This window comes from Herbaspirillum sp. VT-16-41, assembly GCF_001994935.1.
Taxonomy (GTDB): domain Bacteria; phylum Pseudomonadota; class Gammaproteobacteria; order Burkholderiales; family Burkholderiaceae_D; genus Herbaspirillum; species Herbaspirillum frisingense.
This window is the reverse complement of the sequence record NZ_MUXB01000106.1, coordinates 19,333-34,524: the sequence shown is the minus strand read 5'-3', so window position 1 is coordinate 34,524 and position 15,192 is coordinate 19,333. Positions and strand designations below refer to the sequence as shown.

The window sequence follows — 15,192 nt, the reverse complement described above, 5'->3', positions numbered from 1 at the left end:
TGCTTGCTCCATCATTGAAGCGAGGTGTGCCGTGATTGATCTTCGAAGTGATACCTGCAGTCGGCCTACCGAGGCCATGCGCGACGCCATCCGGGATGCAGTGGTCGGTGACGACGTTTATGGCGACGACCCGACCGTCAAAGAACTGGAGCGCGAGGTTGCCGCGCTGCTCGGCAAGGAGGATGCAGTGTTCATGGTGACCGGCACCATGACCAACCAGGTCGCCATCCGCGCCCATACCGAACCGGGCGATGCGGTACTGTTCGATCAGAACGCCCATGTGTACATCCTGGAAGGCGGGGCGCCGGCGGCTTTCGCGGGCGTGCTGCCGCGCTTGCTACCGGGCGCGCGCGGTGTGTTCTCGGCCGCCGATGTGAGTGGCGCCCTGGGCCTGTCGCACCGCTTCTTCCCCAGCACGATTCCGGCACCGGTGAAACTCCTGTGCCTGGAAAATACCCACAACCTGGGAGGCGGAAAGGTCTGGCCCATCGAGCAGATGGCCGCGGTGTGCGAACTGGCGCGGCAGCGCGGCATCGCCCTGCATCTTGACGGTGCCAGATTGTGGCATGCCACGGCCGCCTCCGGCATCACGGAGCGCGAATATGCGCGGCACGTTGATTCCGTCAGTGTCTGCTTTTCCAAGGGGCTGGGAGCGCCAGTCGGTTCCGCACTGGCAGGCTCGCGGGAATTCATCGCGCGCGCCCGTCGCTTCAAGCAGCAGATCGGTGGCGGTTTCCGTCAGGCGGGCATCATTGCTGCCGGCGCCCTGTATGCGCTGCGTCACCATCGCGAGCGACTCGGCGACGATCACCTCCACGCAAGAATTCTCGCAAGAGGCATCGCCGGGATACCCGGCATCGCCATCGATGTGGCCACGGTCGAAACCAATATCGTCCGCTTCGAAGTCACTTCGACCACGGCCGGCGATTTCGTCGACAGGCTGCACGCCCGTGGGCTGCATGTTCTGCCATCCGGGGAGCGGGGCGTGCGTGCCATTCCCTATTTGAACATCTCGCCGTCGCAGATCGATGAGGCCGTCGGCATCATCGCGGCAGTTGCCAGGGAGGTGCAGGCGCTCAACTGAGTTCGTCACCGGCAGGGCCGGATCGAGACGGGGCCATGCTGCGAGGCGGCATCAATCCCACGCCGGAGCAAAGTCCGGATTGGCCAGGCGCTCGCCGCGATCCAGTGCTGCGATGGCACTCATCTCGGCGTCCGACAAGCTGATCTTGCCCGCGGCCAGGTTGCTGGCCAGGTTCTCGCGCCGGGTGGACGAGGGGATCACTGCGAAGCCCTGTTGCAGCGACCAGGCCAGCGCCACCTGCGCGGCCGATACACCGTGCCTGGCGGCGATCTCCAGCAGCGTCGCATCCTGCATCACCTTGCCATAGGCCAGGGGCATGTAGGCGGTCAGGTGGATGCCCTGGGTGCGGGCGTATTCGATCAGCTTGCGGTTCTGCAGGAAGGGATGGATCTCGACCTGGTTGGTGGCGATCTGGTCGGCACCGATGGCGGCAATGGCTTGCTCCATGTGGGCGATGGTGAAGTTGGAGATGCCGATCAGGCGCGTCAGGCCTTGTGCCTTGGCTTCGGCCAGGGTCTGCAGGTAGTCGGCCACCGGCAGCGCGTCCTGCGGCGAGGGCCAGTGGATCAGCGTCAGGTCGACCTGTTCCAGGCGCAGCTTCTGCAGGCTTTCCTTGAGGCTGGGGATGAGCTTGTCGCGCGACAGGTTCTCGGTCCAGATCTTGGTGGTGACGAACAGCGCATCACGGGCCACGCCGCTCTCGGCCAGCGCCTGGCCGACTTCGGCTTCGTTGCCGTAGATCTGCGCGGTATCGATATGGCGATAGCCCAGCTCCAGGCCGGTGCGTACCGAGTCGATGACCTGCTGGTCCTTGAGGCGGAAGGTGCCCAGGCCCAGGGCGGGGAGGGTGGGGGTATTCATAGGATTTTCCTTTGCAGTGGTGCGCCTGGCCCGGTGGGCTAGGCGGGTGAAATGGTGGTGAGCCAGTATCGGCCAATTCATTCCTTGCAAAAACCGCCGCTGCTACAAAACATTATTGATTCAAGATCAATAATCGGAGGGCATGAACGGCGACATCCTTGTTGTTTTGGTAACGCTACCAGCGATGCTAGAATGCGGCCATGCCCCAACACAGCCCACTCCCTGAAAATACCTCCGACGACACCTCCGCAGATGCGCGTGGCGGCCGCGACGACGACGGTCCCGAACCGCGTCGTCGCGGCCCGCGCAAGAGCGCCGGTGGCATCACGCTGCGCGACGTGGCGCAACTGGCCGGGGTGGCGCCGATCACGGCGTCGCGGGCCTTGAACACACCCTCGGCGGTTTCGCCCAAGGTCTTGCAGAAAGTGCGCGAGGCGGTGGAAAAGACCGGCTACGTCCCCAACCTGCTGGCCGGCGGGCTGGCCTCCAACAAGAGCCGGTTGGTGGCGGTGGTGGTGCCCACCGTGATCGGACCGGTGTTCCAGGAAATCGTCCATACCCTGACCGAAACCCTGGCCGCCGCCGGCTATCAGGTCATGCTGGGCCAGAGTGGCTATGAAAATTCGCGTGAGGATGCACTGCTGGAAGCCATCATCGGCCGCCGTCCCGATGGCGTGGTGCTGACCGGCATCATGCGCTCGGCCGAGGCCAGGAAGCGCTTGCTGGCCAGTGGCATCCCGGTGGTGGAGACCTGGGACCTGACGCCCACGCCGATCGACATGCTGGTCGGTTTTTCGCACGAGGCCATCGGCCGCGAAGTGGCGCGCTACCTGCACCAGCGCGGTCGCAAGAAGGTCGCGGTGGTGGGCGGGCGCGACGAGCGCAGCCAGCGCCGCATGCAGTCCTTCGCGCAGGAAGCGGTGGCGCTGGGCATGAACGACGGGCAGGGGGCAGCAGCCCTGCCGATGTACCACGTCATCGCCCCGACCACCCTGGGGCAGGGACGGCGGGGTCTGGCCGATCTGTTGCAGCAACAGCCCGACACCGATGCCATCTTCTGCAGTTCCGACCTGCTGGCCCTGGGCGTGATGATCGAGGCCCAGAGCCGTGGCATCGCCATTCCCGGACAACTGGCGGTGGTCGGCTTCGGCGACCTGGAATTCTCGCGTGACCTGCAACCCCGCCTGACCACCGTGCGCATCGACGGCACCGGCATCGGCCAGCGCGCGGCGCGTTTCATCATTGACCGGGCGGCGGGCATCGAGGTGGCCGAGCGCATTGTCGATGTCGGCTTTTCCATCATCCAGCGCGAAAGCGCCTGACGCGGCGATTCCGCACTTCCTGCTCCTCCTGCCCCTCCTGTCTTTCCCACCTTTACCGTCCCATCCGTTTCGATGCTGCCAGGCAAGTTGATCTGGCACTTCACATCCCTCTGTTGACAGGCTGATTTGGTACCGCTACCATGCATTCATTCTGATTTGGTACCGCTACCAAATTATCGCCGGATCCGCTGCCAGGTCATTCCCAGTGGGTGCCGGGTTTTCTTCATTGAAAGAGAAAGTGCTGCCATGACTTCCTTTGCCACTCCTGCCTCCTCGACGTCTGCCACCTCGTCTTCCGCTGCCCTGGCCAAGGGGGCGCCCCGCGTCACCGACATGCGCGTCATTCCGGTGGCCGGCCACGACAGCATGTTGCTGAACCTGTCCGGCGCGCACGGTCCGTATTTCACGCGCAACCTGGTGATCCTCACCGACAGCGCCGGCCATACCGGGGTTGGCGAGGTCCCGGGCGGGGAGGGCATCCGTCAGACCCTGGAAGATGCGCGCTCGCTGGTGGTGGGGCAGTCCATCGGCAATGTCCAGGGCATCCTGAACCGGGCACGCACGGCCTTCGCCGACCGCGATGTCGGCGGTCGTGGCCTGCAGACCTTCGACCTGCGCATCGCCGTCCACGCCGTCACCGCGCTGGAAGCGGCCCTGCTGGACCTGCTGGGCAAGTTCCTGGAGGTGCCGGTGGCCGCGCTGCTGGGCGAGGGGCAGCAGCGCGATGAGGTGGAAATGCTGGGTTACCTGTTCTACGTGGGCGACCGCAGGCAGACCGACCTGCCGTATCACGCCGAAGAGGAGCAGGCCGATGACTGGCTGCGCCTGCGCCATGAAGCCGCGCTCACGCCCGAGGCGGTGGTCCGCCTGGCCGAGGCGGCCTATGCGCGGTATGGCTTCAATGACTTCAAGCTCAAGGGTGGTGTCATGCGTGGCGAGGAAGAGATCGCCGCCGTCACGGCGTTGGCAGAACGCTTCCCCAAGGCCCGCATCACCCTTGATCCCAACGGCGGCTGGCTGCTCAAGGATGCCATCCGCCTGTGCCGCGACCAGCATGACGTGCTGGCCTATGCGGAAGATCCGTGCGGCGCCGAGGACGGTTATTCCGGGCGCGAGGTGATGGCCGAGTTCCGTCGTGCCACCGGCCTGCAGACTGCCACCAATATGGTGGCCACCGACTGGCGACAGATGGGCCATGCAATATCGCTGCAGTCGGTGGATATCCCGCTGGCCGATCCGCATTTCTGGACCATGCAGGGTTCGGTACGGGTGGCGCAGATGTGCCATGAATGGGGCCTGACCTGGGGTTCACATTCCAACAACCATTTCGACGTCTCGCTGGCGATGTTCACCCATGTGGCCGCAGCCGCGCCGGGAAAGATCACCGCCATCGATACCCACTGGATCTGGCAGGACGGCCAGCGCCTGACCCGTGAACCCCTGCAGATCGTGGGCGGCAAGGTGCAAGTGCCGGCCAAGCCGGGCCTGGGCGTGGAACTGGACATGGAGCAGGTGGAAGCGGCCCACCAGACCTATCGCAACATGGGACTGGGTGCGCGGGACGATGCGGTGGCCATGCAGTACCTGATCCCGGGCTGGAAATTCGATCCCAAGAAACCCTGCCTGGTGCGTTGAGCACAGGGCTGCACATCTGCTAGCGGGGCCGTGACAAGAGCGCGATGAACGCGCCGCCGGTCCGAATTTTCGTTCAGCTTTCTTTCATCCATCGGTAGTACGGGCTCAACAGAGGAGACAACCCGTGAATCCTTCCCCATCCGCATCATCCGGCGCAGCAACCCTGGCCCTCACCAGCGCGGTGAGCAAGATCAAGTGGCGCATCCTGCCGCTATTCGTGGCCATGTTCATCATCAACTACATCGACCGCGTCAACATCGGTTTCGTGCGCAGTCACCTCTCTACCGACCTGGGCATCGGCGCGGCTGCCTTCGGCCTGGGCGCCGGGCTGTTCTTCGTCGGTTACGCGATCTTCGAGGTGCCGTCCAACATGCTGCTGCAACGTTACGGCGCGCGCGCCTGGCTGACCCGCATCATGTTCACCTGGGGCCTGGTGGCGGCCTGCATGGCCTTCGTGCAGAGCGAGACCAGCTTCTATTTCATGCGTTTCCTGCTGGGCGTGACCGAGGCTGGCTTCTTCCCCGGCGTGGTGTATTACTTCACGCAGTGGTTGCCCAACCATGAACGTGGGCGCGCCATGGCGGTCTTCCTGTCGGGCTCGGCGATTGCCTCCATCCTCTCCGGCCCGATTACCGGTGCGCTGTTGCTCATCGAGGGCGGCGGCCTGCATGGCTGGCAATGGATGTTCCTGATCGAAGGCGGCGTCTCGATGCTGTTCTGCGTGGTGGTCTGGAATGTGCTGGACTCCACCCCGGCCGATGCCAAGTGGCTTTCGCCGGAACAGCGCCAAGCACTGACCGCGGTGATCGCCGCCGAACAGGAGCTGCGCGCCGCCAACCGGCCGGCGCACGTTTCCGCGCTGACCTTGTTGCGCGACCCGCAGATCGTCTTGTTCTGTCTGATCTACTTCGCCATCCAGCTGACCATCTACGGTGCGACCTTCTGGCTGCCGACCATCATCAAGAAGATGGGTCATTTCAATGACTTCCAGGTCGGCCTCTTCAATACCATCCCGTGGATCGTCGCCATTGCCGCCATGTACATGTTCGCGGTGCTGGCGGCGCGCTTCAAGCGGCAGCAGTTCTGGGTCGCCGCTGCGCTGGTGATCTCGGCGACGGGCATGGCGGTGTCGGCCTCGTCCGGGCCGGTGATCGGGTTTGTCGCGGTGTGCTTCGCCGGCATCGGCTTCAAGGCGGCTTCCTCGCTGTTCTGGCCGATCCCGCAGGCCTACCTGGATGCACGCATTGCGGCAGCGGTGCTGGCACTGGTCAATTCGCTGGGCAACCTGGGCGGCTTCTTCGCGCCGGCCACCTTCGGCTACCTGGAGCAGAAGACCGGTTCCATCCAGGGCGGGCTGTATGCCCTGTCCGGTGCCTCGTTGCTGGCGGCGGTGCTGGTGTTCCTGGCTCGCACCCGGCCGGCAGCATAGGACGGTGGCGGCACCGCCAGCGGCAAGAGCGAGGCGGTCGTCGAGCACGCTGCCTGAGGCGGTCCGGCAGGATCGATTTCTCCGAGGTCTTCCTCGTTCGCGCCTTGCGCGCCCGCGTTGTAGCGGGTGAGCAGGGCGCTTTTTATGGTCCGTCCCCTTTTTATCCGTATCAGGCCAAGCAGGGGCGGTGTCGGCATGCCTATAATGGCAGCCTGCAATCCGCCGTTACGGCGGGACAGTCGCCGCTTCTCACGCGGCAAGACATCAAGGCGGCCTGGCCATGGAAACCCTCTACCACCTCATCGAGCAATACGGTCTGATCCTCGTTTTCGTCAACGTGCTGGTGGAGCAGCTGGGCGCGCCGGTGCCGGCCTATCCGACGCTGATCATCACCGGTGCCTTGTCGGCCACCGGTCGCTACTCGCCGCTGCTGTTGCTCGTCCTGGCGGTCTGTGCGGCGCTGATGGCTGATTACGTCTGGTATCTCGCCGGCCGCCGTTACGGGCGCAAGATCATGTCGCGCCTGTGCCGCATTTCGCTCTCGCCGGATTCCTGTGTGCGCCAGACCGAATCGATCTACCTGCGCTGGGGCGCGCGGTCCTTGCTGCTGGCCAAGTTCATCCCCGGCTTTGCCTCGATTGCCAGCGCGCTCTCCGGCACCATGGGAACGCGCCGCGTCAGCTTCATCCTGTGGGACGCAGCGGGCAGCGCTTTATGGGCGGGACTGGGGATTTTCCTGGGTTCGCTGTTCAGTTCGGCCGTGGATGACCTGCTGAACGTGCTGGCCCAGCTGGGGCATTACGGCATGCTGATGATCGCCGTGGCGCTGGCGGCGTTCGTGGCCAACAAGTGGTGGCAGCGCCGGCGCTTCCGCAAGTCGCTGGAGATGGCGCGCATCACCGTGGATGAACTCAACACCATGCTCGAACAGGGCAATGCGCCCACCATCATCGATGTGCGCTCGCCGCTGTCGCAGCAGGATGGCCGTATTCCGGGAGCGGTGACCATCTCCAACCAGGAAATCCAGACCTTCGTCTTCGATGGTCCGGTGGAAGGGGAAGTGGTGGTCTATTGCGCCTGTCCCAACGAGGCCTCGGCGGCCGTGGTGGCGCGCCAGCTGATGCGGCGCGGCTACACCCGGGTGCGGCCGCTGACTGGCGGCATCGATGCCTGGCGCGCAGCCGGTTACGCGATCGACGTCTGAATCGCCGTGCCCTGGCGGATGGTCTTGGTGACCGGGGTCTTTTCGCAGATTTCCGCCAGGCGGGTCAGTTGTTCCTGGCTCAGGGCATTGCCGAAGCTGATCTTGCGGGTGATGGTTTCCAGGCCGCTGTCGTCGCGGCCGAAGTGGGCGTCCACTGCGATGCTGCCCAGGTCCCAGCCCTTGCGGTCGGCGTACATGCGCAAGGTCAGCGAAGTGCAGGATGTCAGCGCGGCCAGCAGCAGTTCATAGGGCGCGGGACCGGTGTCCTTGCCGCCATTGCTTTCCGGTTCATCCGACTTGAGCTGGTGGATGCGCGCCTTGATGTCCTGGGCGTAGCCGGCGGCGTTGTGCAGGGTGACGTGGGCCATGGTTTCTCCGATCGGTAGTCTGTGTGGCTTAAGGGGGAGCGGCGATTGTGACACACACGCGGCGGCCGATCTTGTACTTTCCTGCTGCGACCTTACACCAGCGTGCGCACCGAATTGGAGATCGAGCGTGCGCACTCCAATACCAGCGGCCCCAGCTTGCGTTCGGCATCCTCGGCGGTCCAGCGGCTGGTCGGCGCCACCACGTGCACGGAAGCCACCGGCCTGCGCTCGCTGTTGAAGATGGGCGCGGCCACCGTCATGTCGCCCAGGAACAGTTCTTCCCGGTTGCTGGCAAAGCCGCGTTCGCGGGCCATCCTGACCATGTCCATGATCTCTTCCACCCCGGTGCGCGTATGCGGCGTGTGGACCGTGCGCTCGCTGGAGAGCAGCAGCGTCTGCGCCTCGCCCTCGTCCAGCCCGCTCAGGTAGGCTCGCCCGGAGGCGGTGCAATACATGGGGATGCGGCTGCCGATGGGCATGTGGATGGGAATGAACTTGCTGGCCACGAAGCGGGCCACATAGACCATCTCGCGCTCGTAGGGCTCGGTGAGATTGACGGTCTCGCCGGTCATGTTGGCCAGTTCGGACAGGAAGGGATTGGCCACGTCCACCAGGATGTCGGCCGCCAGGTAGTTGTAGCCCACCTCTAACACCTTGGGCGTGAGCTGGTAGCGGCGTGTCCTGGGATGCTTGCAGATGTAGCCAAGCGTTTCCAGCGTATGCACCATGCGTTGCGCCGAACTCTTGGAAATGGACGTGGCGCTGGCCACGTCGCCCAGGGTCATGGTGCGGCGCTGCGCATTGAAGGCGCGCAGCACGGCCAGGCCTTTTTCCAGTGATTGATTGAACAGCAGGTCGGTGGGGCTTGCTTCGGTCTCGCTCATGCCTACTCCTCGCAGATAGGAATGACAGAATTCTACGGGAATTCGCATCCAATGTATCGAATATCGATACATAAATATCTATTGACGATTCGAGTAAACCAAATATACTTAATCCAAGGCCGTATATTGATATTCATGCATCTTTGTTTGTCGTCTGCCGTTCTTCCCGCCTCAGCCCTTCCAGCCGCTTCAGTGGTTTAAGTCGCATCGCGCCATACCGGGTAGTCCGATGCAGGCCGGGCCGGGGAGGAAGACCGGAAACCGCGTCCCCGCCCGGGGGCGTTGCAGTCCACACCGCCGTCGGCACCTGCCGGCGTGCGGACTTCCAGCCGTTCGTTCCGATCCGTCGTGATCTTGTGCCAAAGGGGGAGTCGTATGAAGTCGTTCAATCTGCCGTCCAGTCGCCTGTTGCATCGTCTGCTGTCGCCACTGCTGGGGGCTGCGGCCCTGATGTCGGTGCTGGCCGCCGCGCCCGCCATGGCCCAGTCCAGCTACAACGTGGGCGCCACCTCCACCGGGGTGCCTTTCACCTTCCTCGATATCAAGACCAACAAGCTGCAGGGCATGATGGTCGACACCGTCACGGCGGTAGGCAACAAGGCCGGCTTTTCGGTGAACATCCAGCAGACGCCGTTCTCCGCGCTGATCCCCTCGCTGACCGGCAACAAGATCGACATCATCGCCGCAGCCATGTTGAAGACCGAGGCCCGCGCCCAGATCGTGGACTTCAGTGATCCGGTCTATTCCTATGGCGAGGGTCTGTTCGTCAACGCCCAGGACCAGAAGGTCTACAAGACGTTGGACGACCTCAAGGGTGAGATTGTCGGCGCCCAGGTGGGGACGGTGTTCGTCGATGCCCTGAACAAGAAGGGCGGCTTCAAGGAAGTGAAGACCTACGATTCGGTAGCCGACATGATGCGCGACGTCGGCCTGGGCCGCATCAAGGCCGGTTTCGGTGATCGCCCGATCGTGGCCTACCAGCTCTCGCAGGGCGCCAATCCCCAGGTGCGGCTGGTCAAGGAATACCAGTCCACCCTGATGGGGGATGTCTGCCTGGTGATCCGCAAGGGAGACCCCAAGCTCATGGAGCGCCTGAACAAGGCGATTGCCGAACTCAAGGCCGATGGCACGCTCACGCGCATCGTCGATCAGTGGAAGCTGAACTGAGTGAACCGGGCTGACGTCGGCGCGACGTCACTGTAACCGGAGGTCGCCGCTCCACCGGCGGCCGCGCAAGTTCCCGTCGCCGCAGGGTGGCGGGGCGGTTCTCCTGCGCAGCTTTCCACGCTCATTTCCACCTACCTTCCACGCCCATGCTTTCCCAAACCGTGCTGGACTTCCTGCCCATCCTCCTCAAGGGAGCGCTGGTCACCATCGAAGTCACGATCTATTCCTTCCTGCTCAGTTCGCTGCTGGGGCTGGTGCTGGCGCTGATGAAGGTATCGCGCCTGAAACCGGTCTCGCTGCTGGGCGCCACCATCGTCAACATCATCCGCGGGCTGCCCATCATCGTGCAGCTGTTCTACATCTATTTCGTGCTGCCCGAGATCGGCATCCAGCTCTCCGCCTTCCAGGCCGGGGTGATCGGGCTGGGGATCGCCTACTCGGCCTACCAGGCGGAGAACTTCCGCGCCGGCATCGAGGCGGTGGACGTGGGCCAGATCGAGGCGGCGCAATCGATCGGCATGCGCGGGCCGCTGATCATGCGCCGCGTGATCCTGCCGCAGGCCTTTCGCATCGCGCTGCCGCCCTATGGCAATACGCTGGTGATGATGTTGAAGGATTCGTCGCTGGTCTCGACCATCACCGTGCTGGAGATGACCCGCGCCGGCCAGATGATCGCCTCCAGCACCTTCCAGAACATGACGGTCTATACCATGGTGGCAGTGCTGTACCTGCTGTTGTCGCTGCCGCTGGTGTTCCTGATCCGTCGCCTGGAAATCCGTGGCAGCAAGGGGAGGGCACGATGATCGAGGTCAAACGTATTTCGAAGTGCTTCGGCCAGCACGAGGTGCTCAAGGATGTCTCGCTGTCGGTGGCCGAGGGTGAGGTGGTCTGCCTGATCGGGCCATCGGGCTCGGGCAAGTCCACCGTCCTGCGTTGCATCAACGGACTGGAATCCTACGAGCGCGGCGACATCCTGATCGACGGCCAGCGCGTGGATCGCAACGGCGCAGACATCCATCGCCTGCGCACGCGGGTGGGTATGGTGTTCCAGCGCTTCAACCTGTTCCCGCATCGCACGGTGCTGGAGAACGTCACCGAGGGACCAATCTTCGTCAACCGGGTGCCGCGTGAACAGGCGCGGGCGCAGGCCATCGCCCTGCTGGACAAGGTCGGCCTGGCGCAGCGCTGCGATGCCTATCCGGCGCAATTGTCGGGCGGCCAGCAGCAGCGTGTGGCCATTGCCCGCTCGCTGGCGATGCAGCCGGAAGCCATCCTCTTCGATGAGCCGACCTCAGCCCTGGACCCGGAACTGGTGGGCGAGGTGCTGGCGGTGATGCGCACCCTGGCCGCGGACGGCATGACCATGATCGTGGTGACGCACGAGATGGGATTCGCCCGCGAGGTGGCCGACCGCGTCTGCTTCCTGCACAGTGGCAGCATCGTCGAATCCGGCCCGGCAGCACAGGTGCTGAGCGAACCACAACATGCACGTACCCAGGATTTCCTGCGGCGCGTGATCGGCAAGTGAGGCGCGCATGACGAGCTTGCTGCAGGATTTTCCGCCCTCCCTGTGGGCTGCCACGGCGGCCGCCGACGCCGCCCCGGAGGTGCCACCGCTGGCCACCAGCGCGCGCTATGACGTGGTCATCGTCGGTGCCGGTTATACCGGGCTCTCGACCGCACTGCACCTGGCCGAGGCCGGGGTATCGGTGTGCGTGCTGGATACCCATGCCCCGGGCTGGGGCGCTTCCGGGCGCAATGGCGGGCAGGTGATTCCGGGGCTCAAGTACGACCCGGACCAGTTGCGGGTGATGTTCGGCAGCGCCGTGGCCGATCCGCTGATCGCGGCCATCGGTTCGGCCGCCGATACGGTCTTCGACCTGATCGAACGTCACGACATCGCCTGCGATGCGCTGCGACGCGGCTGGATCCAGCCCACCCATTCGTCCAAGGTGATGCATGCGCTGGAAGCCCGCGCCCGGCAGTGGATGGCCGAAGGCGCGCCGGCGCGGCTGATGGATGCGGCCGAGGTGGCGCGCCATATCGGCACCGATGCCTACGTCGGTGGCTGGAAGGATGAGCGTGCCGGCAGCCTGCATCCGCTGAAGTATTGCCAGGGGCTGGCGCGTGCGGCGCAGCGGCTGGGGGTGGTGATCCACGGTGGCACGCCGGTGGTACGGCTGGAGCGACGCCAGCCGGGCTGGCGCCTGCACAGCGCCCAGGGGCCGCATGTGGATGCCGAGCGCGTGGTCATTGCCACCAATGGCTATACCGACGGGCTGTGGCCGCATCTGCGGCAGTCGGTGATCGCTGCCAACAGCTTCATCGTGGCGACGCAACCCCTGTCGCCGGAGCAGGGGGCCAGCATCCTGCCGGGTGGCGAAGTCACCTCCGATTCGCGGCGGCTGCTGCTGTATTACCGGCGCGATGCCCAGGGGCGCCTGCTCATGGGCGGTCGGGGTCCCTTCGGCGAGCCGCGCGGGGCGGGCGATTTCGCGCACCTGGAACGGTCGGTGGAACTGCTATTCCCGCAGTTGGCGGGGATCGGCTATGAATACCGCTGGTCGGGGCGGGTCGCCATCACGCGTGATTTCCTGCCGCACGTGCATGAGCCGGCGGCCGGGCTGTCCATCGCAGTGGGCTACAACGGGCGCGGCATTGCCATGGCCAGTACCATGGGACGTTGCCTGGCGCAACGCATCACGGGGCAGGCAGGGGCGGTGTTCCCGTTCCCGGTCAGTACCATCCAGCCGATTCCGCTGCACGGCCTGCAGCGCTTCTACATCGCCGCCGGGGTGGCCTGGTACAGCGTGCTGGATCGCTTTTCCTGACGCTGTATGCCGGGCAGGGACGAAAAAAAACCACGCTTGCGCGTGGTTTTTTCTTGCCGGGAAGGCAGCAGCCGGGATCAGGCGAAGTTCTTTGCCACGAAGTCCCAGTTGATGATGCCCCAGTAGTTCTCGACATACTTGGCGCGTGCGTTGCGGTAGTCGATGTAGTAGGCGTGTTCCCACACGTCGACCGTCAGCAGCGGCTTGCTGTCGGTGGTCAGCGGGGTGCCGGCGCCGGTGGTGTTGACGATGTCCAGGGTGCCGTCAGCCTTCTTGACCAGCCAGGTCCAGCCGGAACCGAAGTTGGCCAGGCCCTGCTTGGTGAACTCGGCCTTGAAGGCGTCGAAGCCGCCCCACTTGGCGTTGATGGCGTCAGCCAGCGCGCCGCTCGGAGCGCCTTGACCCTTCGGGGTCAGGCCGTTCCAGTAGAAGGTGTGGTTCCACACCTGGGCGGCGTTGTTGAAGATGCCACCGGAAGACTTCTTGATGATTTCTTCCAGGGACAGGTTTTCGAATTCGGTACCCGGGATCAGGTTGTTCAGGTTGGTCACATAGGTCTGATGGTGCTTGCCATAGTGATATTCCAGGGTTTCCTTGGAAATCGTGGGCGCCAGCGCGTCCAGATCGTAAGGCAGTGCCGGAAGGGTATGTGCCATGATGAATCCTTTCAGTCTTGTTGGTTTGCTACGAAGGGGTCTTTTCCGAACCTGAGATTCTAAAGCGGAAGACAATTCTTTGCACTCGATCAAATGCCCTGCCGGTCGGCTTCTTTCACATCCCGGTCGGGTAATGCGAATGGTTCTTGCTGGCGTGGCGCCTGTCCGCGAGGCAAGGAAAACCGTAGATGCCAGTGGTGGAAAGACGTTCCAGCTCATCCTTCACCTGCGTGGCGGACGTGCCAAGCCGAACGGGCCGGGAACCGTCCCCGGCCGGCGTTATAAGCTGATGAGAAAAAAGTCTGCCACAGCTGTCAAGCGTAGCGCGTTCACCCTTCAATCCAGCCGTGGCTGCACGCTGGCAATGCCGACCTCGGCGCTGCCCTGGGCCAGGCGGATGGTGATCTCGCTGCGGGCGGCCAGCTCGGCCGGTGCGTGCAGCACCCGCCCCTGACGGTCGCTGACGATGGCATAGCCGCGTTCCAGCGTGCGTTGCGGGTTCAGCAGTTCCAGCTGCGCATTCAGGCTGGCCAGCGCCTGGCGCTGCTGGGCCTGGCGGCTCGCCTGGGCATCCTGCAGGCGGCGCGCCAGCTCGGCCAGATCACGCCGGGCGTGGGTGGTATCGGGCATCTGGTGCGCCAGGTGGGTGGCGGCCTGCTGCAGGCGATGGCGCATGCGCGTCAATGGCACGCGGTTGGCATGCGAGAGGCGGGTTTGCAGGGCGGCCAGCTTGACCCGCTCATGGGCGATGGTGGCACCCGGATTGACCAGGCGGCGTGCCAGCCAGTCCATGTTCTGGGCGCGGTCGGCGAGCGTGCGGCGCAGGGCGCGGGTGAGGTCGCTCGCATGGCCGCGCAGTTCGGCCAGCCAGTCTTCGCGGGCCGTGGCGGCCAGCTCGGCGGCGGCGGTCGGCGTTGGCGCGCGCAGGTCGGCGGCGAAGTCGGCAATGGTGAAATCGGTCTCATGGCCGACGCCGGAAATGACCGGCATGGGCGCGGCGACGATGGCGCGGGCTACCACCTCTTCATTGAAGGACCACAGGTCTTCGATGCTGCCACCGCCCCGGCAGACCAGCAGCACGTCACATTCGGCGCGGGCCGAGGCGGTCTGGATGGCGGTGGCGATGCGCTGGGCCGCGCCTTCGCCCTGCACCGGGGTCGGATAGAGCACCACCTCCACGTGCGGCGCCCGGCGGCGTAGGGTGGCCAGCACATCGCGCAGGGCGGCGGCCTGGGGGCTGGTGACGATGCCGATGCGGCGCGCAAAGCCCGGCAGGGGGCGCTTGCGCTCGCGGGCGAACAGGCCTTCGCGTTCCAGTCTTTCCTTCAGCTGCACGAAGGCAGCGTAGAGGTCGCCTACACCGGAGCGGCGGATGGCTTCCACGTTCAATTGATAGTCACCCCGTGGCGCGTAGAGGGTGACCAGGGTGCGTACCTCGACCTTGTCGCCCTCGCGCGGCATGAAGCCGGCGTACTGGGCGCGTCCCTTGAACATGACCGCGCGGACCTGGGCGCCGTCATCCTTGAGATTGAAATACCAATGGCCGGAGGCGGCGCGGGTGAAGTTGGAGATTTCGCCCTTGACCCAGATCAGCGGGAAATTGCGCTCCAGCATGCGTGCCACCGCCTGGTTCAGCGCGGAGACCGTCAGCATGGGCGGTCCGCCCTCGCTGGCGGCGCCTGCGGGCAGGGCTTCGGCACGGGGGCGGGCGGTGGGGAAGGGCGGGAACTTGTCGGTGGGCATGAGGGCGC

Annotated in this window: 14 protein-coding genes; 9 read left to right on the top strand and 5 right to left on the bottom strand. The window is 64.7% G+C overall.

The features are described 5' to 3' along the window. Positions 1 to 31: 31 nt before the first annotated feature. Positions 32 to 1,084: a low specificity L-threonine aldolase gene (locus BTM36_RS12675; protein WP_077236549.1), complete on the top strand. Its 1,053-nt coding sequence runs from the start codon at positions 32 to 34 to the stop codon at positions 1,082 to 1,084. A 51-nt stretch (positions 1,085 to 1,135) separates the two neighbouring features. Here BTM36_RS12675 and dkgB read toward each other — a convergent pair whose 3' ends face one another. Next, on the bottom strand, positions 1,136 to 1,945 hold the full coding sequence (gene dkgB, locus BTM36_RS12670; RefSeq protein WP_077236548.1) for a 2,5-didehydrogluconate reductase DkgB: 810 nt from the start codon (positions 1,943 to 1,945) through the stop codon (positions 1,136 to 1,138). 200 nt (positions 1,946 to 2,145) lie between these two features. Here dkgB and BTM36_RS12665 point away from each other — a divergent pair, with 200 nt between their 5' ends. The 4 genes from BTM36_RS12665 to BTM36_RS12650 all read left to right on the top strand — a co-directional run bounded on the left by BTM36_RS12665 (position 2,146) and on the right by BTM36_RS12650 (position 7,535). After that, positions 2,146 to 3,267 (top strand): LacI family DNA-binding transcriptional regulator, encoded by a 1,122-nt coding sequence (locus BTM36_RS12665; protein WP_077236547.1) that lies wholly within the window; start codon positions 2,146 to 2,148, stop codon positions 3,265 to 3,267. A gap of 246 nt (positions 3,268 to 3,513) precedes the next feature. Beyond that, complete coding sequence (gene gudD / locus BTM36_RS12660; RefSeq protein ID WP_077236546.1) at positions 3,514 to 4,902, top strand: glucarate dehydratase; 1,389 nt, start codon at positions 3,514 to 3,516, stop codon at positions 4,900 to 4,902. 124 nt (positions 4,903 to 5,026) lie between these two features. Beyond that, positions 5,027 to 6,331, top strand: a complete 1,305-nt coding sequence (locus BTM36_RS12655; RefSeq protein ID WP_077236545.1) for an MFS transporter — start codon at positions 5,027 to 5,029, stop codon at positions 6,329 to 6,331. Between the two features lie 280 nt (positions 6,332 to 6,611). Then, the gene (locus BTM36_RS12650) at positions 6,612 to 7,535 is read left to right on the top strand and encodes a DedA family protein/thiosulfate sulfurtransferase GlpE (RefSeq protein WP_077236544.1); all 924 of its coding nucleotides are present in this window, start codon (positions 6,612 to 6,614) and stop codon (positions 7,533 to 7,535) included. On the opposite strand, the gene BTM36_RS12645 is transcribed toward BTM36_RS12650, so the two are convergent. Both BTM36_RS12645 and BTM36_RS12640 read right to left on the bottom strand, forming a co-directional pair. After that, a complete protein-coding gene (locus BTM36_RS12645; RefSeq protein ID WP_077236543.1) occupies positions 7,517 to 7,903 on the bottom strand; it encodes an OsmC family protein in 387 nt (128 codons plus the stop codon). The genes BTM36_RS12650 and BTM36_RS12645 overlap by 19 nt on opposite strands. Positions 7,904 to 7,995: 92 nt before the next feature. Further along, positions 7,996 to 8,787 carry an IclR family transcriptional regulator gene (locus tag BTM36_RS12640; RefSeq protein WP_077236542.1) on the bottom strand — a complete coding sequence of 264 codons (792 nt, stop codon included), beginning with the start codon at positions 8,785 to 8,787 and terminating at the stop codon, positions 7,996 to 7,998. Between the two features lie 450 nt (positions 8,788 to 9,237). On the opposite strand from BTM36_RS12640, the gene BTM36_RS12635 reads away from it, so the two are divergent. The 4 genes from BTM36_RS12635 to BTM36_RS12620 all read left to right on the top strand — a co-directional run bounded on the left by BTM36_RS12635 (position 9,238) and on the right by BTM36_RS12620 (position 12,785). Beyond that, complete coding sequence (locus BTM36_RS12635; protein ID WP_254427000.1) at positions 9,238 to 9,954, top strand: ABC transporter substrate-binding protein; 717 nt, start codon at positions 9,238 to 9,240, stop codon at positions 9,952 to 9,954. A gap of 146 nt (positions 9,955 to 10,100) precedes the next feature. Further along, entirely contained in the window at positions 10,101 to 10,757 is a 657-nt protein-coding gene (locus BTM36_RS12630) for an amino acid ABC transporter permease (RefSeq protein WP_006463752.1), read from the top strand. Further along, entirely contained in the window at positions 10,754 to 11,482 is a 729-nt protein-coding gene (locus tag BTM36_RS12625; RefSeq protein ID WP_006463751.1) for an amino acid ABC transporter ATP-binding protein, read from the top strand. The genes BTM36_RS12630 and BTM36_RS12625 overlap by 4 nt, the downstream gene beginning before the upstream one ends. A gap of 7 nt (positions 11,483 to 11,489) precedes the next feature. After that, positions 11,490 to 12,785, top strand: a complete 1,296-nt coding sequence (locus BTM36_RS12620; protein WP_077236540.1) for an FAD-binding oxidoreductase — start codon at positions 11,490 to 11,492, stop codon at positions 12,783 to 12,785. 77 nt (positions 12,786 to 12,862) lie between these two features. Here the strand turns inward: BTM36_RS12620 and sodB are convergent, their stop codons facing one another. Together sodB and xseA are read right to left on the bottom strand one after the other, a co-directional pair. Further along, positions 12,863 to 13,441 carry a superoxide dismutase [Fe] gene (gene sodB / locus BTM36_RS12615; RefSeq protein ID WP_077236539.1) on the bottom strand — a complete coding sequence of 193 codons (579 nt, stop codon included), beginning with the start codon at positions 13,439 to 13,441 and terminating at the stop codon, positions 12,863 to 12,865. Between the two features lie 336 nt (positions 13,442 to 13,777). Next, the gene (gene xseA, locus BTM36_RS12610) at positions 13,778 to 15,184 is read right to left on the bottom strand and encodes an exodeoxyribonuclease VII large subunit (protein WP_077236706.1); all 1,407 of its coding nucleotides are present in this window, start codon (positions 15,182 to 15,184) and stop codon (positions 13,778 to 13,780) included. Between the last annotated feature and the right edge of the window lie 8 nt (positions 15,185 to 15,192).